20 protein-coding genes are annotated in these 22,341 nt (G+C 73.7%); 7 read left to right on the top strand and 13 right to left on the bottom strand.

Translation table 11 applies throughout. The annotated features are described in order from the left end of the window. Positions 1 to 3 precede the first annotated feature (3 nt). Together O7612_RS22795 and O7612_RS22790 are read left to right on the top strand one after the other, a co-directional pair. A complete protein-coding gene (locus tag O7612_RS22795) occupies positions 4 to 1,455 on the top strand; it encodes a lyase family protein (RefSeq protein ID WP_282267255.1) in 1,452 nt (483 codons plus the stop codon). A 103-nt stretch (positions 1,456 to 1,558) separates the two neighbouring features. Then, positions 1,559 to 2,476 (top strand): ROK family protein, encoded by a 918-nt coding sequence (locus O7612_RS22790; protein WP_282267253.1) that lies wholly within the window; start codon positions 1,559 to 1,561, stop codon positions 2,474 to 2,476. Between the two features lie 146 nt (positions 2,477 to 2,622). Here O7612_RS22790 and fabF read toward each other — a convergent pair whose 3' ends face one another. The 8 genes from fabF to O7612_RS22750 all read right to left on the bottom strand — a co-directional run bounded on the left by fabF (position 2,623) and on the right by O7612_RS22750 (position 10,881). After that, entirely contained in the window at positions 2,623 to 3,849 is a 1,227-nt protein-coding gene (gene fabF / locus O7612_RS22785; RefSeq protein WP_282267251.1) for a beta-ketoacyl-ACP synthase II, read from the bottom strand. A gap of 1 nt (position 3,850) precedes the next feature. Further along, positions 3,851 to 4,090: an acyl carrier protein gene (locus O7612_RS22780; protein WP_067313076.1), complete on the bottom strand. Its 240-nt coding sequence runs from the start codon at positions 4,088 to 4,090 to the stop codon at positions 3,851 to 3,853. A gap of 75 nt (positions 4,091 to 4,165) precedes the next feature. Further along, the gene (locus O7612_RS22775; RefSeq protein ID WP_282267249.1) at positions 4,166 to 5,110 is read right to left on the bottom strand and encodes a beta-ketoacyl-ACP synthase III; all 945 of its coding nucleotides are present in this window, start codon (positions 5,108 to 5,110) and stop codon (positions 4,166 to 4,168) included. Further along, positions 5,107 to 6,279: an acyltransferase domain-containing protein gene (locus O7612_RS22770; protein WP_282267248.1), complete on the bottom strand. Its 1,173-nt coding sequence runs from the start codon at positions 6,277 to 6,279 to the stop codon at positions 5,107 to 5,109. Before O7612_RS22770 ends, O7612_RS22775 begins: the two co-directional genes overlap by 4 nt. Positions 6,280 to 6,414: 135 nt before the next feature. Further along, positions 6,415 to 7,605, bottom strand: a complete 1,191-nt coding sequence (locus O7612_RS22765; RefSeq protein ID WP_282274006.1) for a helix-turn-helix domain-containing protein — start codon at positions 7,603 to 7,605, stop codon at positions 6,415 to 6,417. A gap of 207 nt (positions 7,606 to 7,812) precedes the next feature. After that, complete coding sequence (locus O7612_RS22760) at positions 7,813 to 8,892, bottom strand: cellulose binding domain-containing protein (protein WP_282267246.1); 1,080 nt, start codon at positions 8,890 to 8,892, stop codon at positions 7,813 to 7,815. Positions 8,893 to 9,007: 115 nt separating this feature from the next. Then, the gene (locus O7612_RS22755; protein WP_282267244.1) at positions 9,008 to 9,694 is read right to left on the bottom strand and encodes a response regulator transcription factor; all 687 of its coding nucleotides are present in this window, start codon (positions 9,692 to 9,694) and stop codon (positions 9,008 to 9,010) included. Next, the gene (locus tag O7612_RS22750) at positions 9,691 to 10,881 is read right to left on the bottom strand and encodes a histidine kinase (protein ID WP_282267242.1); all 1,191 of its coding nucleotides are present in this window, start codon (positions 10,879 to 10,881) and stop codon (positions 9,691 to 9,693) included. Before O7612_RS22750 ends, O7612_RS22755 begins: the two co-directional genes overlap by 4 nt. Positions 10,882 to 11,069: 188 nt before the next feature. Between O7612_RS22750 and O7612_RS22745 the strand changes: the two genes are divergently transcribed. Together O7612_RS22745 and O7612_RS22740 are read left to right on the top strand one after the other, a co-directional pair. Next, positions 11,070 to 11,609 (top strand): hypothetical protein, encoded by a 540-nt coding sequence (locus tag O7612_RS22745; RefSeq protein WP_282267240.1) that lies wholly within the window; start codon positions 11,070 to 11,072, stop codon positions 11,607 to 11,609. Between the two features lie 103 nt (positions 11,610 to 11,712). Further along, positions 11,713 to 12,069, top strand: a complete 357-nt coding sequence (locus tag O7612_RS22740; protein WP_282267238.1) for a hypothetical protein — start codon at positions 11,713 to 11,715, stop codon at positions 12,067 to 12,069. A gap of 240 nt (positions 12,070 to 12,309) precedes the next feature. On the opposite strand, the gene O7612_RS22735 is transcribed toward O7612_RS22740, so the two are convergent. Continuing rightward, positions 12,310 to 12,969, bottom strand: a complete 660-nt coding sequence (locus O7612_RS22735; RefSeq protein ID WP_282267236.1) for a hypothetical protein — start codon at positions 12,967 to 12,969, stop codon at positions 12,310 to 12,312. Positions 12,970 to 13,225: 256 nt separating this feature from the next. Here O7612_RS22735 and O7612_RS22730 point away from each other — a divergent pair, with 256 nt between their 5' ends. Further along, positions 13,226 to 13,801 carry a copper resistance CopC family protein gene (locus O7612_RS22730; RefSeq protein ID WP_282267234.1) on the top strand — a complete coding sequence of 192 codons (576 nt, stop codon included), beginning with the start codon at positions 13,226 to 13,228 and terminating at the stop codon, positions 13,799 to 13,801. A 205-nt stretch (positions 13,802 to 14,006) separates the two neighbouring features. Here the strand turns inward: O7612_RS22730 and gltX are convergent, their stop codons facing one another. From gltX to O7612_RS22715, 3 genes are all read right to left on the bottom strand, one after another. Then, positions 14,007 to 15,416 (bottom strand): glutamate--tRNA ligase, encoded by a 1,410-nt coding sequence (gltX, locus tag O7612_RS22725; RefSeq protein ID WP_282267232.1) that lies wholly within the window; start codon positions 15,414 to 15,416, stop codon positions 14,007 to 14,009. Positions 15,417 to 15,561: 145 nt separating this feature from the next. Then, the gene (locus O7612_RS22720; protein WP_282267230.1) at positions 15,562 to 16,839 is read right to left on the bottom strand and encodes an MFS transporter; all 1,278 of its coding nucleotides are present in this window, start codon (positions 16,837 to 16,839) and stop codon (positions 15,562 to 15,564) included. Continuing rightward, a complete protein-coding gene (locus O7612_RS22715; protein ID WP_282267228.1) occupies positions 16,836 to 18,161 on the bottom strand; it encodes a GH1 family beta-glucosidase in 1,326 nt (441 codons plus the stop codon). Before O7612_RS22715 ends, O7612_RS22720 begins: the two co-directional genes overlap by 4 nt. 182 nt (positions 18,162 to 18,343) lie before the next feature. Here O7612_RS22715 and O7612_RS22710 point away from each other — a divergent pair, with 182 nt between their 5' ends. Next, on the top strand, positions 18,344 to 18,790 hold the full coding sequence (locus O7612_RS22710; RefSeq protein ID WP_091238177.1) for an SRPBCC family protein: 447 nt from the start codon (positions 18,344 to 18,346) through the stop codon (positions 18,788 to 18,790). Between the two features lie 177 nt (positions 18,791 to 18,967). Here the strand turns inward: O7612_RS22710 and aceE are convergent, their stop codons facing one another. Beyond that, entirely contained in the window at positions 18,968 to 21,712 is a 2,745-nt protein-coding gene (aceE, locus tag O7612_RS22705) for a pyruvate dehydrogenase (acetyl-transferring), homodimeric type (RefSeq protein ID WP_348774248.1), read from the bottom strand. A 143-nt stretch (positions 21,713 to 21,855) separates the two neighbouring features. Between aceE and O7612_RS22700 the strand changes: the two genes are divergently transcribed. Further along, a complete protein-coding gene (locus O7612_RS22700; protein ID WP_282267222.1) occupies positions 21,856 to 22,260 on the top strand; it encodes a YjbQ family protein in 405 nt (134 codons plus the stop codon). Positions 22,261 to 22,341: the final 81 nt, after the last annotated feature.

Below are 22,341 nucleotides of genomic sequence, written 5' to 3'. Positions count from 1 at the left end.
GCCATGAGCGAGCTGACCACCTACCAGCGGTACCACCTGGCCCCCACCTACGACCACCACGTCGGGTACCTCTACCCGGCGATGGTGCGCGCCAGCCAGGCCCACGTGGTGATGCTGACCGAGCAGGGCCTCGTCCCGGCCGAGCGGGGGGCCCGGCTGCTGCGCGGGTTGGCCGCGCTGCGCGCCGACACCACCTCCGCCCCGGCGTTCGACGGCAGCTTCGAGGACACCTACTACCTGCTGGAGTCCAAGCTCGCGCAGGCGTGCGACGTGCCGGCGTCCGAGCTGGACGTGCAGATGGCCCGCAGCCGCAACGACCTGGACGCCGGGGTGTTCCGGATGCTGCTGCGCGACCAGCTCCTCGGCGTGCTGGACCGGGTGCTGGCCACCGGCCGGACCGCCCTGGACGCCGCCCACCGGTACGCCGACGTGGTGATCACCGGGTACACCCACCGCCGACCGGCCCAGCCCACCACCATCGGGCACGCGCTGGCCGGTTACGCCGAGGCGCTGGCCGGTGAGGCCGCCGCGTACGCCGACGTGATCGACCAGCTCAACGTCTCCCCGCTGGGGTCCTGTGCATTCGCCGGCACCGACCTGGACATCGCCCCGGCCCGGGTGGCCGAACTGCTCGGCTTCGACGGCCTGGTGACCAACTCCTACGAGGCGGTCGCCGGGGCCGACCACCTGGTCCGGGTCGGCACCCTCAACGCGCAGGCCCTGGCCACCGGCGCCCGGCTGGCCCGCACCCTGATGGACTGGCTGACCTGGCAGTGGGTGGCCACCCCTGGCGACTTCACCCAGGGCAGCAGCATCATGCCGCAGAAGCGCAACCCGGTGGTGCTGGAGCACCTGGTGTCGATGGCCGGCGCGAGCGCCGCCGACGCCGCGTCGGTGCTCAACAACGTCGGGGCCGCCTGGTGGGAGGACTCCAACAACGCCACCACCGACGTGCAGGTCCGGCTCTGGGACAGCAACGATCGGGCGGACCGGTTCTTCGCCCTGGTCGGCGGCTTCCTCGCCGAGCTGGAGCCGCTGCACCCGCCGACCCGCGAGGAGATCGTCGCGTCCGGCGCGACCACCACCGCCGCGGCCGACGCGTTGACCCGGCACGGGGTGCCGTTCCGGGCCGCCCACTCGGTGGTCGGCCGGCTGGTCCGGGCCGGTGCGCCGGACACCTGGACCGCCGAGGGGGTCCGGGCCGCCGCCGAAGGGCTCACCGACCGGTTGACCGACGGGGCCGTGGCCGACCTGATCGCCGCCGCCGTCCAGCCCGATCTGGTGCTGGACCGGGCGCAGGTGGACGGGCCGGGGGCCGCGGCCGTCCGCGCCCAGGTCGGCACCCTGCGGGTCGCCTTCGACGGCGTCGCCGACCGGCTCGCCGCGACCCGGGACCGGCTGGCCCGTGCCGACGAGGCGCTGGACAAGGTCGCCGCCGAGGTGGCCGGCCGGTGAGCGCGCGGAGGGGACGATCCGGTGTCGACCCGGCCGCCCGGCCGGGTGGAACCCCGTCGGGGGCACGACCGGCGGGCACGGCGGTGACGGGGCGGTGGAGCAGGTGAGCGTACGGCTGGCCGGTGTCGCCGCCGGTACCCGCACCGACGGGCTGCTGCTGGGCATCGACTTCGGCGGTACCAAGATGGCGGTCGGGGTCGCCGACGGGAGCGGCCGGTTGCTGGCCCACCGGCGGATCGCCACCCACGCCGAGCGGGGTGCCCCGCAGGCGTTGGACCGGGCGCTGGCGCTGGCCGCCGAACTGGTCGCCGGGGCCGGCGGGCCGCTCGTGGCGGCCGGCGTCGCCTCGCCCGGCGTGGTGCGTCCGGACGGCATCGACCTGGCCCCCAACGTGCCCGGCTGGGAACGGTTGCGGCTGGCCGATGCGGTGACCGACGCCCTCGGGGTGGCCCGGGTCGCGGTGGACAACGACCTGAACGCCGCCGCCCTGGCCGAGCTGCGGCTCGGCGCGCTGCGCGACGCCGACCCCGGCCTGGTGGTGGGGATCGGCACCGGTGTGGCCGCGGCGGTCACCGTCGGCGGCCGGGTCCTCGCCGGGCACCGGGGGGCGGCCGGCGAGATCGGGTACGCCGTGGCCGGCGGCCCCTGGCCGGGCACCATGCTGGAGCTGGACTTCTCCGGTCGGGCGCTGGACCGGTTGGCCGACGAACTGGGGGTGGCCGGGCACGCGGTCGGGCTGGCCGCCGCCGCCGAGCTGCCCGGTGCGGCCCGCGACGCGCTCACCGCCCGGGTCGACGAGCTGGCCCGGCACCTGGTCACCTGCTGCCTGCTGCTGGATCCGCAGCGGGTGGTGCTGGTGGGCGGGGTGGCCGGCAGCGCGCTGATCCGGGGGCTGCTGGTCGACCGGCTGGCCGAGGTGCTCCCGCACCGCCCCGACGTGGTGCTGTCCCGGTTCGCCGACGATGCGGCGCTGCTCGGCGCGGTCACCCTGGCCCGGGAAGCGGTGCCGGCACCCCGCTGACCGGCCACCCGTACGTCCGGCCGTGAGGGGCGGACCGGTCGGCCCGTGCGTCCGGCCCGCTCCTGGGCGGGCCGGACGCACGGCGCGGTCGGTCCGGCAGGCCGGGACGGTCGCACCCGGACCCGGGCGGACGCCCGGCGGGCCGGTCAGGGGCGGGTGAAGACCAGGGCGACGTTGTGGCCGCCGAAGCCGAAGGAGTTGTTCAGCGCGGCGGGGACGTCGAGGTGCCGGACCTTGTTCGCGGCGACCTCCAGGTCGAGCCCGTCGTCCGGGTCGTCCAGGTTGATCGTCGGCGGGATGACACCGTCGCGGATGGTCAGGATCGTGGCGATCGACTCCAGCGCGCCGGCCGCGCCGAGCAGGTGCCCGGTCATCGACTTGGTGGCGGTCAGCACCGGATGGTCGCCGAGCGCCCGGTGCAGCGCCTTGATCTCGGCGAGGTCGCCCACCGGCGTGGAGGTGGCGTGCGCGTTGACGTGCACGATGTCGGCCTTGGCCACGTCGGCGTCGGCGATCGCCTTGGCGATGGCCCGGATCGCGCCGGCCCCCTCCGGGTGCGGCTGGACGATGTCGTACCCGTCGGAGGTGATGCCCGCACCGGCGAGCCGGGCGTACACGTGGGCGCCGCGCGCGGCGGCGTGGTCGGCCCGCTCCAGTACCAGGATGCCGGCGCCCTCACCGAGGACGAAACCGTCCCGGCCCTTGTCCCAGGGGCGGGACGCCAGCTCGGGCTCGTCGTTGCGGGTCGACATGGCCCGCATGGAGCTGAAACCGGCGATCGGCAGCGGGTGGATGACCGCCTCGGTGCCGCCGGCCACCACCACGTCGGCCCGGCCGGAACGGATCATGTCGAGGCCGAGCGCGAGCGCCTCCGCACCGGTCGCGCAGGCGCTCGCCACCGAGTGCACCCCGGCCTGCGCGCCCAGCTCCAACCCCACCCAGGCGGCGGGGCCGTTCGGCATCAGCATCGGAATGGTGTGCGGGGAGACCCGGCGCGGGCCGGACGCCTCCAGGATGTCGTCCTGCGCGAGCAGGGTGAGGGCACCGCCGATGCCCGAGCCGACGCTGGCGCCCAGCCGCTCCGGGTCCAGCCCGGAGTCGGCGAGCCCGGAGTCCGCCCAGGCCTGCTGCGCGGCGATCAGCGCGATCGCCTCGGAGCGGTCCAGCCGGCGCAGCTTGACCCGGTCCAGCACCTCGGACGGCTCCACCGCGAGCTGGGCGGCGATCCGGACCGGGAGCTGGCCGGCCCACTCCTGGGTGAGCGGACCCACCCCGGAGCGGCCGGCGAGCATGGCGTCCCAGGTCGACGCGACGTCCCCGCCCAGCGGGGTGGTCGCGCCGAGCCCGGTGACGACGACGTCGACGCGACTCATATCAGGACTGCGCCTCGATGAAGCTGACGGCGTCCCCGACGGTCTTCAGGTTCTGCACCTCGTTGTCCGGGATCTTGACGCCGAACTTCTCCTCGGCGGCGACCACGACCTCCACCATGGAGAGCGAGTCGACGTCGAGGTCGTCGGTGAAGGACTTCCCCTCGGCCACGTCGTCCGGGTTCACCCCGGCGACCTCTTCGAGGATCTCGGCGAGGCCGGAGGTGATCTCGTCACGGGTCATTGCGGTGGGTTCCTCTCATCGGTTCTGTTCTCCGCCGGATGGCGGTGCGCCGCGGTCGCCGACCGTGGCGGGTCTTCAGGGGCAGCGGACGACCTGGCCGGCGTAGGTCAGCCCGCCACCGAAGCCGAACAGCAGCACCGGGGCGCCCGAGGGCACCTCGCGCCGCTCGACCAGCTTGGACAGGGCCAGCGGCACGCTCGCCGCCGAGGTGTTGCCGGACTCGACGATGTCCTTGGCGATGATCGCCTGGGGGATGTTCAGCCGCTTGGCGATGCCGTCGATGATCCGCGAGTTGGCCTGGTGCGGCACGAACGCGGCCAGCTCCGACGGGTCGACGCCGGCCCGCTCGCAGGCCTGGAGGGCCAGCGGGGCCAGCGCGGTGGTGGCCCAGCGGAACACCGACTGCCCCTCCTGGGCGATGTACGGCCGCCAGCCCTCGATGCGTACCGCGTCGCTCTTGTCCGGTGCGGAACCCCACACGACCGGTCCGATCCCGGCGGGCTCGTCGTCGGCGGTGGCGGTGACCACCGCCGCGCCCGCGCCGTCGGCGAAGATGATGCAGGTCGAGCGGTCGGTCCAGTCGGTGAAGTCGGAGAGCTTCTCGGCGCCGATGACGAGGGCGTTGCGCGACGCGCCGGCCCGGATGGCGTGGTCGACGGTGCCCAGGGCGTAGGCGAAGCCGGAGCACGCGGTGTTCAGGTCGAACGCGCCGGGCGCGGTGATGCCCAGCTTGGCGGCGACCCGGCAGGCCACGTTGGGGCTGCGGTCGATCGAGGTGCAGGTGGCGACCACCACCAGGTCGATGTCGGCGGCGGTGAGGCCGGAGTTGGCCAGCGCCTTGTCCGCCGCGGCGGTGGCCATGTCGGCCACCGACTCACCGTCGGCGATCCGCCGGCTGGCGATGCCGACCCGGTCCCTGATCCACTCGTCGTTGGTGTCGACGAACTGGGCGATGTCGTTGTTGGTCACCACCCGGGACGGCTGGTAGTGCCCGAGGGCGACGATCCGACTGCCGCTCATGCGTGGCCTCCGATGCGGGCGATGGGTTGGCCCGGCGCGACCGGGTCGTCGTGGTGGGCGAGCCATTCGGTGAGCGGGCCGCTGTCGTGCGCGGTCACCTCGACCGGCCCCTGCCGGGTGGCGACCTGCCCGAGCACCTGGCCGGTGGTCAGCCGGGCGCCCTCCACGAGGCCCTGCGCCGGGGTGAACGGGCCGACGGCGGGGGCGACGACCACCCGGGACGGGGCCGGTGCCGGCCGGTCGGCGGGCGGGCCGCTGTGCCGGGCGATCAGGTCGCGGGCGGCGGGCAGGTCTCGGGGGGTGTTCAGGGTGACGATCTCCGGTACGCCGGTGGCCTTGAGTTCCCGCTTGACCAGCCCGGCGAGGGTGCCGGCCGGGGGGAGTTCGAGGACGCCGGTGACTCCCAGCTCGGCCAGCGTGCGCATGCACAGGTCCCACCGCACGGGCGCGGTGACCTGCCGGACCAGCCGGTGGACGAACTCCTTGCCCCGCGTGACGACCGCGCCGTCGAGGTCGGACAGGAGCAACCGGGCCGGGGCCGACGGGGTGATCCCGGCGGCGACGGCGGCCAGGGCCTGCTCGGCGGTGTCCATGTACGGGGTGTGGAACGCCCCGGCGACCTTGAGCCGGACCACCTTCGCCCTGGCCGGCGGCTCGGCGGCCAGCTTGTCCAGCGCGTCGAGCGCCCCGGCGGCGACCACCTGGCCGGCGCCGTTGCGGTTGGCCGGGTACAGGCCGTGCGTCGCCAGGGTGGCGAGCACCTCGTCCGGGTCGCCGCCGAGCATGGCGGCCATCCCGGTCGGTTCCAGGGCGCACGCGTCGGCCATCTCCCGGCCGCGCAACCCGGCGAGGGTGATCACCGTCTCGGCCGAGAGCACCCCGGCCAGCGCGGCGGCGGCCAGCTCCCCGACGCTGTGCCCGGCGACCAGGTCGACGTCGTGCAGGGGCAGCTGCTCGGCCGCGAGCAGGGCCGAGGCCACCAGCAGCGGCTGGGTACGGGCGGTGTCCCGGATCTCGTCCGCGTCCGCCTCGGTGCCGAGCCGCACCAGGTCCACCCCGGCCGACACCGACCACCAGCGCAGCCGTGACTCGGCACCGCGCAGGTCGAGCCAGGGCGTCAGGAAGCCGGGCTTCTGGGAACCCTGGCCGGGAGAGAGGACGGCGAGCACGTCTATGACTCTTCCCGATACCCCGGGGTGTGCGCTGTGCGGGCTGACACCAAACCGCACTAGAACTCTTGGAGGTTTCCTACAAAAATCGGCGGGGATCGTCCCCTATCGGGCTTGTCCATCGGTCACCCGGCGTCATCGTTGGGTCGGGCCGGTCACGCCGGCCGGGACGATCGGGTCGAGCCGACCCACCGTGAGTGCCACCTGGAGCGCGAACGCGTCCCGGGGGGTCAGCGGGGAGAAGCCGGTCACTTCGGCGATCCGTCGCAGACGGTAACGGACCGTGTTCGGATGCACGAACAGCGCCCGCGCCGCGCTCTCCAGCGTCCCGCCGGCGGCGAAGAAGGCGTCCAGCGTCTCCAGCAGTTCCCCACCGGCGCGCAGCAGGGTGGCGTACACGTCGTGCCGCAGCCGGCGGCGGGCCTCGGCGTCCCCGGCCAGCGCCCGTTCGGGCAGCAGGTCGGCCGCCGGCACCGGTCGGGGCGCGGTGGGCCAGGCCGGGGCCGCCCGGTATCCGGCCAGCGCGGCCCGTGCCGAGTCCGTCGCCTCGTCCAGACTGGGTACGGCGGGACCGACCACCACCGGCCCCTCACCGAACGCGGGAAGCAGCTTCTCGGTGGCGGCCATCGGATCAGCCGCGCCTCCGAGCACGATGACCAGCCGGTCGCCGTGCACGCCCCCGATCACCTCCACCCCGATCCGGCGGGCGTGCCGGTAGACGGTGTGCAGCACGGCGGTCACCTCCCCACCGGGGGACCGGCCCACCGCCACCGCCACCGGCGGCGCGTCCGCCCAGCCCAGCGCGGCGGCCCGGCTGGCCAGCACGTCGGGGGAGTCCCCGCGCAGCAGGGCGTCGACCAACAACGCCTGCAACCGGGCGTCCCATGAGCCGCGGGACTCGGCGGCCCGGGCGTAGACCCGGGCGGCGGCGAAGGCGATCTCCCGGGAGAAACGCAGCACCGCCTCGCGGAGCTGCTGCTCCTCGCCGGGCGCGGCCAGGTGCGCCACCTGCTCCTCGACCACGTCGATGGTCACTTTGATCAACGCCACCGTCTGCTGGAGGCTGATCGACCGGGCCAGGGCCAGCGGGGCGGCGTCGAACACCTCGTCGGACACCTCCTGGGTGCTGTCCGTGGTGCCGCCGCCGGAGCCCAGCCACTCGACCAGGGACCGGGCGCCGGCCTGCGCCACCAGCATCACCCAGGAGCGCTGGTCGGCCGGCAGCTCACGGAACCAGGGCAGGCTCTCGTCCATCCGGGCCACGCTGGCCGTGGCCAGTGCCCCCGCGGCCCGTTCGATCCGGCGCAGGGTGGCCGTCAGTTCCATCCCACCCGGTTCGTTCACCGCACCAGCCTGACACGCCCTGAGCAGGGCCTCGACGCCGGCTCCGGTCCACCCGCCGCGGACCGCCCCGGGTCACCGCCGCGCGCGGGCGACCAGGCGCGCTCGGGGCCGGGTGAGGTCCGCCCGCGCCCCGGCCGCCCACCGTTGGACGATCGGGGGCGGCCGGGCGCGGGTGACGCCGGGGTGGGCTCAGGCCGTGACGGTGACGTGGACGACCCAGCGCACCTGCGGGGAGGGACACGGCGTGGGCGCGTGCCGGCAGACGTTGTCGGTGATGGTGGCGACGTCGACCCGTCCCGGCCCGGTCGCCAGATAGCGGGCGACGAGCGGCTGGTCGGTCGGGTACCCGCCGGTCACCTCGCGGGCCACGACCACCCCGGCGGGGGTGACGGTGGGCGGCAGGTAGTTGCTGGCCAGGCTCACCACCAGCGTGTCGCCGACGCGCAGGGTGAGGTTCCGCTGGTTGTCGGGGGCGGTGACCACGACGGTCTCCCCGGTGCCGGTCGGCGGCACCTCGATGACCGAGATGTGCACCGTCCACAGGACGGTGGGCAGGGCGCACGGCGGGGTGGCGTACCGGCAGGCGTTGTCGGTCCGGGTGGTCAGGTCGGCGGTGCCCGGTGTCACCGCGCGGAACGTCGCGACCAGGGGCTGCCCGGTCGGATAGCCGCCGCTGCTCGACAGGGGGGAGAGCGCGCCGCCGGTGAGCGTGGCCGGCAGGTAGTCGGCGGCCAGGGCCACGCCCAGCGTCTGCCCGACGAGCAGGGTGACGGTGCGCTGGTTGTCGGGCTCGGAGACGGTGACGTCCGCGCCGCTCGGCGGGCTGACGGTGGTCGGTGGGGCGGCGTCGTTGGTGCAGCTCGGCGTCGGCGTCGAGGTGGGGCCGGCGAGCTGGACACCGAAGGTGGTCGACGCGCCCGGGGCGAGCGCCCCGTTGTACGACGCGTTGGTCGCGGTCGCGGTGCCGCCGGTCGCGGTGATCGAGGTGTTCCAGGACGACACGATCCGCTGGCCGTCGGCGAGCGGCCAGGTGACCGTCCACCGGTGGGCGGCCGACGACGCGGTGTTGGCGACGGTGAAGGTGGCGATCTGACCGCCGTTCGCCCCGCTGCCCCACTGGGAGTCGACCCGGACCGTCGCGGTGCACCCGCCGACCGCGGTGGCCGTGGCGGGTGCGCCCCCGGCGACCGTGGTCATACCGAGGGCCACGACGGTGGTGGCGGCGACGATGCCGCCCACCGTCAGGACGGACCGCCTGGAAGCGATCATGACCATTCCTCCGATCGGGCGGATCTTTGGCCGGGCGGCGTCGCACGACGGGTGCCGGCCCCTGGTTCCGCACCGCACCCTACGATCGCCCGGAAGGCCAGTCAATAGATTCACGTCAATGTGGCTGGAGGTCCGGCCGCGGTGGCGGCACGGGCAGGGCCAGCTCCTGGGCCAGGATCGCCGCCTGCACCCGGCTGCGCAGCGTCAACTTCGCCAGAATCCGGCTGACATGGGTCTTGACCGTGCTCTCCGCCACCGCCAACCGGTCCGCGATCTGCTGGTTGGACAGGCCCACCCCCAGACAGGCCAGCACGTCGCGCTCCCGGGGCGTCAACGCGGCCACCGCGGCCCGCTCCACCCCGCCGACGGCCGGCGTCGTCGCCGCGAAGGCCGAGATCAGCCGCCGGGTCAGGGCCGGGTCGATCACCCCCTCGCCCCGGGCCACCGAGCGCACCGCCGCCACCAGAGCGGCCGCGTCGGTGTCCTTGAGCAGAAAGCCGGCCGCCCCGGCGCGCAGCGCGCCGAAGACGTACTCGTCGAGGTCGAAGGTGGTCAGCACCAGCACCTCGGCGGTGCCGGCGGCGACGATCTCCCGGGTCGCCGACACCCCGTCCAGCCGGGGCATCCGGACGTCCAGCACCGCGACGTCGGGGCGCAGCTCCTGGCAGAGCCGGACCGCCGCCGCGCCGTCGGCCGCCTCGCCCACCACCTCGATCTCCGGTGCCCCGGCCAGGATCAGCACCAGCCCGGCCCGCACCGCGTCCTGGTCGTCGGCGAGCACCACCCGGACCGGCGCGGTCATGCCGACGTCCCGGTGGGCAGCGTCGCGCGGACCCGCCAGCACCCGTCCCGGAGACCGGCGGTGAACTCCCCGTCGAGCAGGGTGGCCCGCTCCCGCATCCCGATCAGCCCCGCGCCCCCACCCGGCAGTCCCGCACCGGCCGTCGCCACGGACCCGTCGGACCGCACCGGATTCTCCACCGTCACCACCACCCCGGTCGGCCCGTACGCCACGGTCAGCTCCGCCGTGCCCCTGCCGTGGCGCAACGCGTTGGTCAGCGACTCCTGCACGATCCGGTACGCCGCCAGGTCGACCCCGACCGGCAGCGGCCGGGGGCGGCCCTCGACCGTCGTCCGGACCCGCAGTCCGGCCGTCGCCATCCGGTCCAGCAGCCGGTCCAGCTCGGCCAGGCGGACCCGGGTGGCCTCCTGCACCGGATCGACGGACGGCTCCCGCAGCAACCCGACGAGCTGCCGCATCTCGGCCATCCCCTGCACGCTGCTCTCCCGGATCACCCGCAGCGCCGCCTCGACCCGGGGTCGGTCCAGCCCGGGTGCGGCGAGCACGGCGGTGGCGTGCAGGGCCACCGCGCTGAGGTGGTTCGCCACCACGTCGTGCAGCTCACGGGCCATCCGGGCGCGCTCGGCCAGCACCGCCTGCCGCCGGTCCAGCTCGACCAGCCGGGCGGTCTGCTCGGCGCGGGCCCGTTCGGCCGCCGCCTGGTCCCGGTACTGCCGCACGCTGATCCCGGTGACCACCGGCAGCACCCCGAGCAGGGCGAACACCACTCCGACGGCGGCACCCCGCCAGCCCCAGACCAGCAGGCCGAGGGCGGTGCTGCCCACACTCAGCCCGACGGTGATCCACAGCAGCCAGCGCCACAACCGGGGTGGGCCGTACACGCACGTGTCGTACAACACCTGGGTGTAGATCACGGTGCCCCCCACCGAGACGCCGAGCGCGGCGTCGGCCAGCACCGCCACGGTGCCCACCGCCAGACCGGTGCGGGTCGCCACCCGACGCAACCCGACGGCCACGCTCACCGCCAGCAGTGGCAGCAGGAAGAACGCCCTCGGCACGTCCGGCGCCCAGGGGAACTGGGGTTGCAGGCCGGCACCGTAGACCGCCAGGCCGCCGACGAGGGACGCCCCGGCCAGCGCCAGGTCGCGCCCCGGCCGACCGGAGCCGGCCCAGCCCGGCATCCGCATGGTCCGATCCCATCACACCCCGGGTCCGTTCCCCTCCGACCTGGGCAGGAGACCGCCCGCCCGGCCGTCCGCCGAAGGAGGTACGCCGGGGCGGCGGTCCGTCGAACGATGGACCCGTACCTCGTCCCCGCCGGTGAGGTGGGGGCCGACCCGGCCCGGCACGCTGGAGGACGACGGGGAGGTTGGACATGCTGTTGGCGGTCATCATCGGCTGTGAGATCGGGTTCTGGGTGCTGCTCGTCGCCGGGCTGGTCGCCCGGTACCCGCTGCGCCGACCCCGGATGGGCGCGGCGCTGCTGGTCTGCGTCCCGCTGGTCGACCTGGTGCTGCTGGTCGCGGCGGCGATGGACCTGCGTCGTGGGGCCACCGCCGACGCCACCCACGGGCTGGCCGCCATCTACCTCGGCTTCTCGGTGGCCTTCGGGCACTCCCTGATCCGCTGGGCGGACCAGCGGTTCGCCCACCGGTTCGCGGGCGGGCCGCCGCCGGTCAAGCCGCCCCGCTACGGCTGGGCACGCGCCCGGCACGAGTGGCGGGAGTGGGGGAAGGCGCTGCTCGGCTGGGCGGTCGCGTGCGCCCTGCTCGCCGCCGCGATCGTCGTCGTCGGCGACGCCGAGCGCACCCGGGAGCTGGCGAACTGGATCCGCAACCTCACCGTCGGCCTGTTGATCTGGCTGGTCGCGTTCCCGGTCTGGGAGACGATCTTCCCGCGTCGACCCCGGTCCTGACACCGGGGTACGCGCTGCACGGGGTGTCGGTGCCGGCCAGTACGGTGGCACTGCCGCGCCGGGGTGTCGTCCCGACGCGCGACGCGAGTGTGAGGAGACCGGAATGGCGCACGGGGAGGCCGAACACGGCTGCGCCCAGGACGAGCCCTGCCGGCCGGGCCACCACGACCAGCCGGGGGCGGCGCGACCGCACCGCCGGCTGGCTACGGAGCAGGTCTGTCGGGCGGCTGAGCGGGCCGACGACGAGCCGGCGCTGCCCCGCCAGCGGGGTACCGAGCCGGTCGACGGGCCGGTGTCCCGACCGGCGGCGGTGGAATCCGGTCCGACGGGTCAGCCCGACGTGCCGACCCGGGCCTGCCGCAGCGACCTGGCCGGGTGGGCCGGCGCCCACCGGCACGGGCCGGTGCGCCCGGTGCGGCGTCCGCAGCGCCTCCAGCGTCCGCCGCAGCGCTGGTGCTGACCGGTCCCGCGCCTGCTGACGGCCTGGCGCAGCCCTGCTGACAGCCTGACCCCGCATCGACGGACGCCGGGTCAGGGGCGACCCGTCCCGACGCCGCGCTGCGCGGCTGCGCCGCCGATCTGGGCTGCGCGGCTGCGCCGCTGACCCCTGGGCTACGCCGCCGCGACGACGATCCGTGTTCCGCGGCGGCCTCGACGTCGCACCCGCGGTTTCCGCGGGTGCGACGTCAGACGGTGCGGATCAGCGGGTGCGACGGCGGACCAGCAGGGCGATGCCCGCCAGGCCCACGGTGATCACCAGCATCACCCCGACGTTGAGCAGCAGCAGCCGCTGGAGTTCGGCGAGCGCGTCGTCGATGTCCCGACCCGGGTTCAGGGCGTCCTCGGGGAGCACCCGCTCACCGCCGCCGACGCCACCGGTGACCGTGTCGAGCCGCTGTTCCAACGGCACCCCGGCGGCCCGCAGCGTCTCGGACATGTTGAGCCGACCGAGGAACCACCCGGCCGTGGTCTTGCGCTGGTCGGGCTGCTTGGCCGGCCGGTAGGCCCGGGGGCCGCCCTTGGCCAGCGGATAGAGGTCGTACGTCTGCTTGGGCACGTCCCCGGCGAGCACGACGATCGTGTACTTCGGACCGAGGTCCGCCGGCTTGGGCCCCTTGGCCTCACCGGTGCGGCCGAACCAGCTGACCTGGTCGATGACCGCGACCACGTGGGTCGGTGCGGTGTCCGTCCGCAGGCGCAGCGGAGCGGTCAGTCCGACACCGGTGATGTCCACCCCGGCGGGGGGTGTCTTCGGTGCGGCCCGGTGCGCGCCCGTCGCCTGTGCCGCCGGACCGGTGCTCAGCACCACCGCCGCCACCATGGCGACCACTGCGAGCAGCCGCCTCACCTTCTCGGCCATCGCCGCCTCCTCGCCCCGTTCGATGGATGGCTGTGCTGCGGGTCACGTGCGGATCGGTCGACGACGGTGGTCGACCGGGCAGCGCCGGCCCCACCTCATAGACTCCATGGAACATCGCGCGGATGCAGCTCTGGGAACAATAAGTGGAACTATCTGCGATCCCGGAACGACCACAAGACAGCCACGTGATCAGTGGGCGGATCTTACCTTTGCGGAGGACTTCATGGGGGGCAGGGTCGCACGGCTGGTACGGGCGGTGCCAGTGCTTGTCGGCGTGGTGCTCGCGGTGGCCGTGTCGTCCGCGTCGCCCGCGTACGCACATAATTCGCTGACCGGGAGCAATCCGGCGAACGGTGCCCGGATCGCCACCGCGCCGACCACGGTGGAGTTGCGCTTCCTGGCCAAACTCGATCCGGCCAGGACGAAGATCACAGTGGTCGGACCGGACAACGTCCCGGCCGCCGGTGGTGAGCCGACCTTCTCCGGGAGCCGGGTCCGGGTGCCGTTCACCCCCGGTGCGGCGGGCCTCTACATCGTCGAGTACCGACTGCCCTCCAGCGACGGGCACCCGGTCAAGGGCGAGGTGCGGTTCACCCTCACCACCGGTACCGCCGCCGCGCCCCCGTCAGCGTCGGGCACCCCGTCGGCCAGTGCCGCCCCCACGCCGACGCCGAGCAGCCCGGCACCCGCCTCCCCGTCGGCGGACCCGGTCCCCGCCGCCGGCACCGACGACACCGGCCGGGGGTGGTGGCCCTGGGCGGTCGGCGGCCTGGTGCTGCTCGGCGCGCTCGCCGCCGGCCTGTTCCTGCGCCGCCGTTCGACCCGTCCCTGACCGGCGCGCGACACCCGACGACCGTCCCTGACCGGCGCGCGACACCGACCGCCCTTGATCGGCGCGCGACACCCGACGACCGTCCCTGACCGGCGCGCGACACCGGCCGCCCCGGGACCGACGCGCGCCGGTCCACCGCGGACCGGACACGGCACCCCGCCGCCGGCCCGACGGCGGGGTGGACCGGTCGTCGGCGGCCTGGGGTTCAGACCAGCCGGAGCCGGGCGGCCCGCAGCCGGGTCAGCGTGCGCTCCCGGCCGAGCACCTCCAACGACTCGAACAGCGGCAGCCCCACGGTGCGGCCGGTGACCGCCACCCGGACCGGCGCCTGGGCCTTGCCCAGTTTCAGGCCACGCTCCGCACCGACCGCCTCCAGCGTCGACTTCAGCGACTCCGCGTCCCACGACTCCAGTTCCGTGTAGGCGGCGACGGCCGCGTCGAGCAGGTCGGCCGCCCCCTCCTTCATCGCCTTCGCCCAGGCCGCCTCGTCGACCGACGGCTCGGCGAGGAAGAGGAAGTCGACGTTGGGCACGATCTCGCTGAGCACCGCGATCCGGGTCTGCGCCAGCGGGGCCACCGCGGCGAACGCGTCGGCGTCGAACTCGGCCGGCTGCCACGGCGGCGGCGCGATGGTGTCGGTGCCGGTCAGCCACGGCTGGCACGCGGCCACGAACTCGTCGACCGGCAACGCCCGGATGTACTCGCCGTTGAACGCGCGCAGCTTCTTCTCGTCGAAGAAGGCGGGGGAGGGGTTGACCTCGGTCAACCGGAACTCCTCCTCGATCACCGACCAGGGCACGATCTCCCGGTCGCCCGAGGGCGCCCAGCCGAGCAGCATCAGGTAGTTGCGCATCGCGGCGGCGAGGTAGCCCTCGTCCCGGTACGCCTCCAGGGCCACCTTGTCGCGGCGCTTGGAGAGCTTCTGCCGCTTCTCGTTGACGACCACCGGCACGTGCGCCCAGACCGGTGGCCGGACGCCCAGCGCCTCCCAGAGGAGCTGCTGCTTGGGGGTGTTCGGCAGGTGCTCCTCGGCCCGGATCACGTGGGTGATCCCCATCGTCATGTCGTCCACGACGTTGGCGAGCAGGAACACCGGGGAGCCGTCGCCCCGGGCGATGACGAAGTCCTCGATCAGCTTGTTCTCGAAGGTCGGCTCGCCCCGGATCAGGTCGACCACCACGGTGGTGCCCTCGTCCGGGGTGCGGAACCGCAGCGCCCGTCCCTCGCCGGCCGCCAGCCCCCGGTCCCGGCAGAAGCCGTCGTAGCCCTGGTACTGCGAGCCGGTGCGGGCCTGCACCGCCTCCCGGGTGCAGTCGCAGTAGTAGGCCCGCCCGGCGTCCCGCAGCCGCTGGGCGGCGGCCCGGTGCTCGGCGGCATACGCCGACTGGAAGTAGGGACCTTCGTAGCTGCCCCGGGTGATGCCGATCCAGTCCAGCGCGGACAGGATGCCCTCGGTCCATTCGGGCCTGTTACGGGCGGCGTCGGTGTCCTCGACGCGCAGCACGAACACCCCGCCCTGCTGCTTGGCGTAGATCCAGTTCTGCAGCGCCGAGCGGGCACCGCCGACATGGAACATACCGGTCGGGGAGGGGGCGAAGCGCACACGTACCGTCACGTCGTCCAGCCTACGGCCGGGGTCGACCGGGTTCCGCCAGGGGGCCGGGACGTCGCCGCCCCGCCCCGCGACGACAGCGGGCCGGGCCGTCGGCGGCGGGGCCGGACCGGTCGGCGGCGGCCCCGGGCGGCACCCGGTCCGGTGCTCAGCGGACGCCCCGGATCTTGAGCACCAGGGCGCTGCCGAGCAGGGTGACCACCGCGGTCACCGCGTACAGCGTCGGGTAGCCGCCCAGGTGGACCACGATCGGGGCGGAGAGCGCCGGGCCGAGCACCTGGGGCGCGGAGTTCGCGATGTTGATCACGCCGAGGTCCTTGCCCCGGTCGGTGGCGCGGGGCAGCACCTCGGTGATCAGCGCCGCGTCGACCGACAGGTAGACGCCGTAGCCGGCACCGAGCAGCACCGCGGCGACCAGCGCCATCGGCCAGGTCGGGGCGACCGCCAGCAGCAGCGCGGCCACCGCCATCACCACCCCGGAGACGATCACGTAGACCTTGCGCCGGCCGGACCGGTCGGACAGCATCCCGGCGACCACGGCGGTGAGCATCATGCCCAGGGTGTAGAGCAGGATCAGCACCAGCAGCCCGCCCTCGGGGTCGGGGTAGCGCACCCCGTCGGTGAGGAAGTACAGCAGGTAGAGGGTGCCCAGGGCGTTGCCGATCTGGACCAGGAACCGGGTGATCCAGGCCCAGGCGAAGTCCGGGTGCCGGCGCGGGTCGATCCACATCGAGGCGACCAGCGTCCGCAGCCGCAGCGGCGGGCGGTGGTGCCGGGGCAGCGGGTCGTCGGGGGTGAGGAGCGCGAACGGCAGCGCCAGCAGCAGCACCGCCAGCGCCATCGCGGTGTAGCCGGGCACGGTGCCGCTGACCAGGGCGGTGACCAGCACCGCGCCGAGCACCAGGCCGAGCGCCTGCGGGATGCCGACCCAGCCGGAGACGCCGCCGCGCTGCACCACCGGCACCCGGTCGGGGATGGCGGCGGTGAGGCTGGCCAGCATCGCGTTGAAGCAGACCTGGGCGGCCACCCAGCCCAACGCCACCCCGGCGATGGTCTGCTGCCGGGCCAGCAGCACCAGCGCCAGCGCGCCGAGCACCGCGCCACCGGCGGTCCAGACGTGCCGGCGGCCGAACTCGCGCCCGCCGACCCGCAGGCAGGTGCGGTCCGACAGCGCCCCGGCGAGCGGGTTGGCCAGCACCGCCGCCAGCGCGCCCAGCCCGGTGACGACGGCCAGCATCGCCTCCTTGTCGGCCGGGGCGATCCGTTCCACCTGCTGGGGGAGCAGCACCTGGATCGGGGTGAAGAAGGCCATCCACACGCCGAGGTTGGCCGCGAAGACCAACGCGATCCAGCTCCGCCTGACCGGGACGACCGGGTCGGCGAGCGCCGCCGGCAGCGAGGCCGGCGTCGGGTCGACGGTGGTCACCCCCGGCCGACCTGGGACCGGTACCAGGCGTACGAGGACTTCGGCGTCCGGGTTCCGGTGGCGAAGTCGACGTGCACCAGGCCGAAGCGCTTGGTGAAGCCCTCGGCCCACTCCCAGTTGTCCAGCAGCGACCAGACGAAGTACCCGGTCACGTCGACGCCCTCGTCGATCGCCGTCCGCACGGCGCGCAGGTGCCCGTCGAGGTAGGCGATCCGGTCGGGGTCGTGCACCCGGCCGTCGGGGTCCGGGACGTCGTCCCAGGCGCAGCCGCCCTCGGTGACCTGGATCGTCGGCAGCGCGTCGCCGTACCGGTCCCGCAGGCCGACGAGCAGGTCGCGCAGCCCGTCCGGCACCACCGGCCAGTCGAACGCGGTCCGTGGGTAGCCCTCCAGCGGGACCAGCGTGAACGGCACCGGCGAGCCCTCCTCGGGGGCGCGTACCCCGGTCGGGTTGTAGTAGTTGACCCCGAGCACGTCCAGGGGCGCGGCGATCACCGCGAGGTCGCCGTCGTGCACCACGCCCGGGTCGAGGCCGTCCGGGTAGCCCCGGCCCAGCAGCGGGTCGGTGAACAGGTGGTTGTGCAGGTCGTCGTAGGCCGTCGCGGCGGCCCGGTCGGCGTCGGTGTCACCGTGCCGGACCACCGGTGAGTAGTTGTTGGCGATGGCCACCGGCGCGCTGCTGTGGGCGCGTAGCGCGGCGACCGCCAGCCCGTGCCCGAGCAGTTGGTGGTGGGCGGCCGGCAGGGAGTCGAAGAGCAGGGTCCGGCCGGGGGCGTGTTCGCCGGTGCCGTGGCCGAGGCTCAGGTGGATGAACGGCTCGTTGAGGGTGATCCAGAGCTTCACCCGGTCGCCGAGGCGGGCGGCGGTCAGGGCGGCGTACTCGGCGAAGTGGGCGGCGGTGTCCCGGTTCAGCCAGCCGCCGGCGTCCTCCAGGGGCTGGGGCAGGTCCCAGTGGAACAGGGTGGCGACCGGGTCGATGCCGACGGCCAGCAGGTCGTCGACGAGCCGGTCGTAGAAGTCCAGGCCGGCGGTGTTGACCGGGCCGGTGCCGCCGGGGCGCACCCGGGGCCAGGCGATCGAGAACCGGTAGGCCGACACCCCGAGCCCGGCGAGCAGCGCGACGTCCTCCCGGTGCCGGTGGTAGTGGTCGCAGGCCACGTCGCCGGTACTGCCGTCGGCGATCCGGCCGGGGGTGTGGGCGAAGGTGTCCCAGATGGACGGTCCCCGGCCGTCGGCGGTGGCGCCCCCCTCGATCTGGTACGCGGAGGTGGACACCCCCCAACGGAAGCCGGCGGGGAAACCGGGGATCGGTGCGGTCGTCATCCACCCTCCCAAAACGCGAAACGTGTTCGCACTCTAGGGCGCGGAGGCCGGGAGCGCCATAGGTGCGAGGCAATGCGGGTATCGGGGATTTCGGCGTGTCTTTGCCAAACACATCCCGGTAAGTCCGATTTGACGCTTAGAGTGCGTAATATCGCGGTTGTCCTCAGTGGGGGAAGAACAGAATGATCCTCGTCGAACGCAGTGCGCACGTGACGGCACCGGTGGAAGCGGTCTGGGAAGTGGTCCAGCGGGCCGAGCAGTTGCCCGCCTGGCTGGCCGGGGTCCGGGCCGCCGAGGTGCTCTCGGGGGAGGGCTTCGGCCGCCGGCAACTCGTCCAGGCCGGGCGCGGCTCGGCGCACGAGGCCGAGGTGATCGCCTACCAGGAGCCCACCCTGATCGGTTGGCGGGAACGCGCCCGGGGGGCCGGCGCCCGCGCCGAGGCCCGCACCGAGATCTACGTGCAGCTCACCGCCGACGAGGAGGAGGGCGGCACGATCGTCCGGCTGATCGTGGTCCGCTGGCCGGCCGGCCCGGTCAAGGGTGCCCTGCTGCGCCTCGGACTGCGCCGGGTCGGTGCCGACCTCGAGGACTCACTGGCCCGCCTGACCGACCTGGCCGCCGTGGGCTGACCCGACACTCCGTCGGCACCACCTGCGGACACGGTCAAGATCACGCTCGAACGTGGTTGTAGTGGCCTCGGAGTTTCGGGATGCCCCTACAACCAGGTTCGAGCACGATCATGCAGGGGTGGGGGACACGAAGGGGCCCGGCGCGACCGCGCCGGGCCCCTCGTCGTACCCGGGGAACTAGCTGTCGCCGCCGGTCTCGCCGACCGGGGCGGAGTTGACGTCGTCGATGGCGTACTTCTTGGCCGCCTCGGCCGGTACGGTGGCCGGCACCGCGCCGCGCAGGGCGAGCTGCCGCAACGTCGCGACCGCCACCGACTCGGCGTCGACGTGGAAGTGCCGGCGCAGTGCGTGCCGGGTGTCCGACATGCCGAAACCGTCGGTGCCGAGCGAGGTGTAGTCGCCCGGTACCCAGCGGGAGATCAGGTCCGGTACCGCGCGCATCCAGTCGCTGACCGCGACCTTCGGCCCGTCGGCGTCGGCCAGCTTCTCCTGGATGTACGGCACCCGCTGTTCCGCCCCCGGGTTGAGCAGGTTGTGCTCCTCACAGAGCACCGCGTCGCGGCGCAGCTCGGTCCAGGAGGTCACCGACCAGACGTCGGCGGCCACCCCCCAGTCCTGGGCGAGCAGCTGCTGGGCCTTGAGCGCCCACTGCATGCCGGTGCCGGAGGCCAGGATGTTCGCCTTCGGCGCGTCCCCGTCGATCTGCGGAGCCCCGGCGTACCGGTAGATGCCCCGGAGCAGCCCCTCGACGTCCAGCTCGGACGGCTCCACCGGCTGGTGGATCGGCTCGTTGTAGACGGTGAGGTAGTAGAAGATGTTCTCCTGCTCCTCGCCGTACATCCGGTGCAGGCCGCGCTCCACGATGTGCGCCAGCTCGAACCCGAACGCCGCGTCGTAGGCGACCACCGCCGGGTTGGTCGCGGCCAGCAGCAGCGAGTGGCCGTCCTCGTGCTGGAGGCCCTCGCCGTTGAGCGTGGTACGGCCGGCGGTCGCGCCGAGGACGAAGCCGCGGGCCATCTGGTCGGCCGCCGCCCAGAAGCCGTCACCGGTGCGCTGGAACCCGAACATCGAGTAGAAGATGTACATCGGGATCATCGGCTCGTCGTGGGTGGCGTACGAGGTGCCGGCGGCGGTGAACGAGGCGACCGAACCGGCCTCGTTGATCCCCTCGTGCAGGATCTGCCCGGTGGTCGACTCCTTGTACGACAGGAACAGGTCCCGGTCGACCGAGGTGTACCGCTGGCCGTGCGGCGAGTAGATCTTCGCGGTCGGGAAGATCGAGTCCAGGCCGAAGGTGCGGGCCTCGTCCGGGATGATCGGCACCCAGCGCTTGCCGAACTCCTTGTCCTTCATGATGTCCTTGAGCAGGCGGACGAAGGCCATCGTGGTGGCCACCTTCTGCTTGCCCGAGCCGCGCTTGACGTCGGCGAACCGCTCCGACCCCGGAATGGCCAGCTTCTTGTGGCTGGTCCGCCGGGACGGCAGGTAACCGCCGAGCTGCTCCCGCCGCTCCCGCAGGTACGCCAGCTCGTCCGAGGACTCGCCCGGGGTGTAGTACGGCGGGAGGTACGGGTTCTCCTCCAGCGCCTTGTCCGGGATGTCCAGGTAGAGCCGGTCGCGGAACAGCTTCAGGTCGTCCAGCGTCAGCTTCTTCATCTGGTGCGTGGCGTTGCGGCCCTCGAAGTGCGAGCCCAGCGTCCAGCCCTTGATGGTCTTGGCCAGGATGACGGTCGGCTGCCCGGTGTGCTCGGTGGCCGCCTTGTAGGCCGCGTAGAGCTTGCGGTAGTCGTGCCCGCCCCGCTTGAGGTTCCAGATCTCGTCGTCGGACAGGTGCTCGACCATCTTGCGGGTCCGCTGGTCCCGGCCGAAGAAGTGCTCCCGGACGTACGCCCCGGACTCCGCCTTGTAGGTCTGGTAGTCGCCGTCGGGGGTGGTGTTCATCAGGTTGACCAGCGCGCCGTCGGTGTCCGCGGCGAGCAGCGGATCCCACTCCCGGCCCCAGACCACCTTGATCACGTTCCAGCCGGCGCCCCGGAAGAACGCCTCCAGCTCCTGCATCACCTTGCCGTTGCCGCGGACCGGGCCGTCCAGCCGCTGGAGGTTGCAGTTGATCACGAAGGTGAGGTTGTCCAGCTCCTCGCGGGCGGCCACGCCGATCGCGCCGAGCGACTCCACCTCGTCCATCTCGCCGTCGCCGAGGAACGCCCAGACGTGCTGCTGGGAGGTGTCCTTGATGCCCCGGTGCTGGAGGTAGCGGTTGAACCGGGCCTGGTAGATCGCGTTCATCGGACCCAGACCCATGGAGACCGTGGGGAACTCCCAGAAGTCCGGCATCAGCCGCGGGTGCGGGTACGACGGCAGCCCGCCGCCCGGGTGGGACAGCTCCTGCCGGAACCCGTCGAGCTGGTTCTCGGAGAGCCGGCCCTCCAGGAACGCCCGCCCGTACATGCCGGGGGAGGCGTGACCCTGGTAGAAGATGTGGTCGCCGCCACCCGGGTGGTTCTTGCCCCGGAAGAAGTGGTTGAAGCCCACCTCGTAGAGGGAGGCGGAGCTGGCGAAGGTGGAGATGTGCCCGCCGACGCCGATCTCCGGCCGCTGCGCCCGGTGCACCAGCATCGCCGCGTTCCACCGCACGTACGCCCGGATCCGCCGCTCGATGTGCTCGTCACCCGGGAACCAGGGTTCCTGCTCCGGGGCGATGGTGTTGATGTAGTCGGTGGTGGTCAGGGACGGAACCCCAACCTGCCGCTCACGGGCCCGCTCCAGCAGGCTCAGCATGACGTACCGGGCGCGTTTGGTTCCGCGCTCGTCGATGACACCGTCGAGCGACTCGACCCATTCGCCGGTCTCTTCAGGGTCGATGTCCGGAAGCTGGCTCGGCAGACCAGCGGTGATCACCGGGCGCTTGCGTTCCGTAGCCACAGGCGTTCCCTCGGTTGTGTGTGGGATAGGTCTCTAGCGCCATCCTGCCCTCTGGTGGCACCCGTCGTCACGTCTTGCTCCCCCAGAGGCGACGCTGAACACAGGTACCGGCCGGTAACTTCACGGTGCGGCAGAATGCGCCCATGCGCAGTGAGGTGATCACCGTCCGGACCGGCTCCCGTCCCACCGTCGCCGACATCACGACCGAGGCCGAGCGGTTCGTCTCGGGGCAGGGCGACGGGCTGCTGCACGTCTTCGTGCCGCACGCCACCGCCGGGGTGGCGATCATCGAGACCGGCGCCGGCTCCGACGACGACCTGCTGCGGGCGCTCGACGACCTGCTGCCCACCGACGACCGCTGGCGGCACCGGCACGGCTCACCCGGCCACGGCCGGGACCACGTGCTGCCCGCCTTCGTCCCGCCGTACGCCACGCTGCCGGTGCTCGGCGGCCGGCTCCAGCTCGGCACCTGGCAGTCGGTCTGCCTGGTCGACCCGAACGGCGACAACCCGACCCGCCAGGTCCGCTTCTCCTTCCTCCCCGGCTGACCCGGCCGGACCGCCTCCCTGGTCCACCGGGCCGGGCCGCGCCCCCGGCTGACCCGGCCGGGCCGCACCCTCCGGCTGACC

The sequence above is a fragment of the Micromonospora sp. WMMD987 genome (assembly GCF_029581435.1).
GTDB lineage: Bacteria > Actinomycetota > Actinomycetes > Mycobacteriales > Micromonosporaceae > Micromonospora > Micromonospora rifamycinica.
The sequence above is the reverse complement of the archived record's forward strand: the minus strand, read 5'-3'. Positions and strand labels throughout refer to the sequence as shown.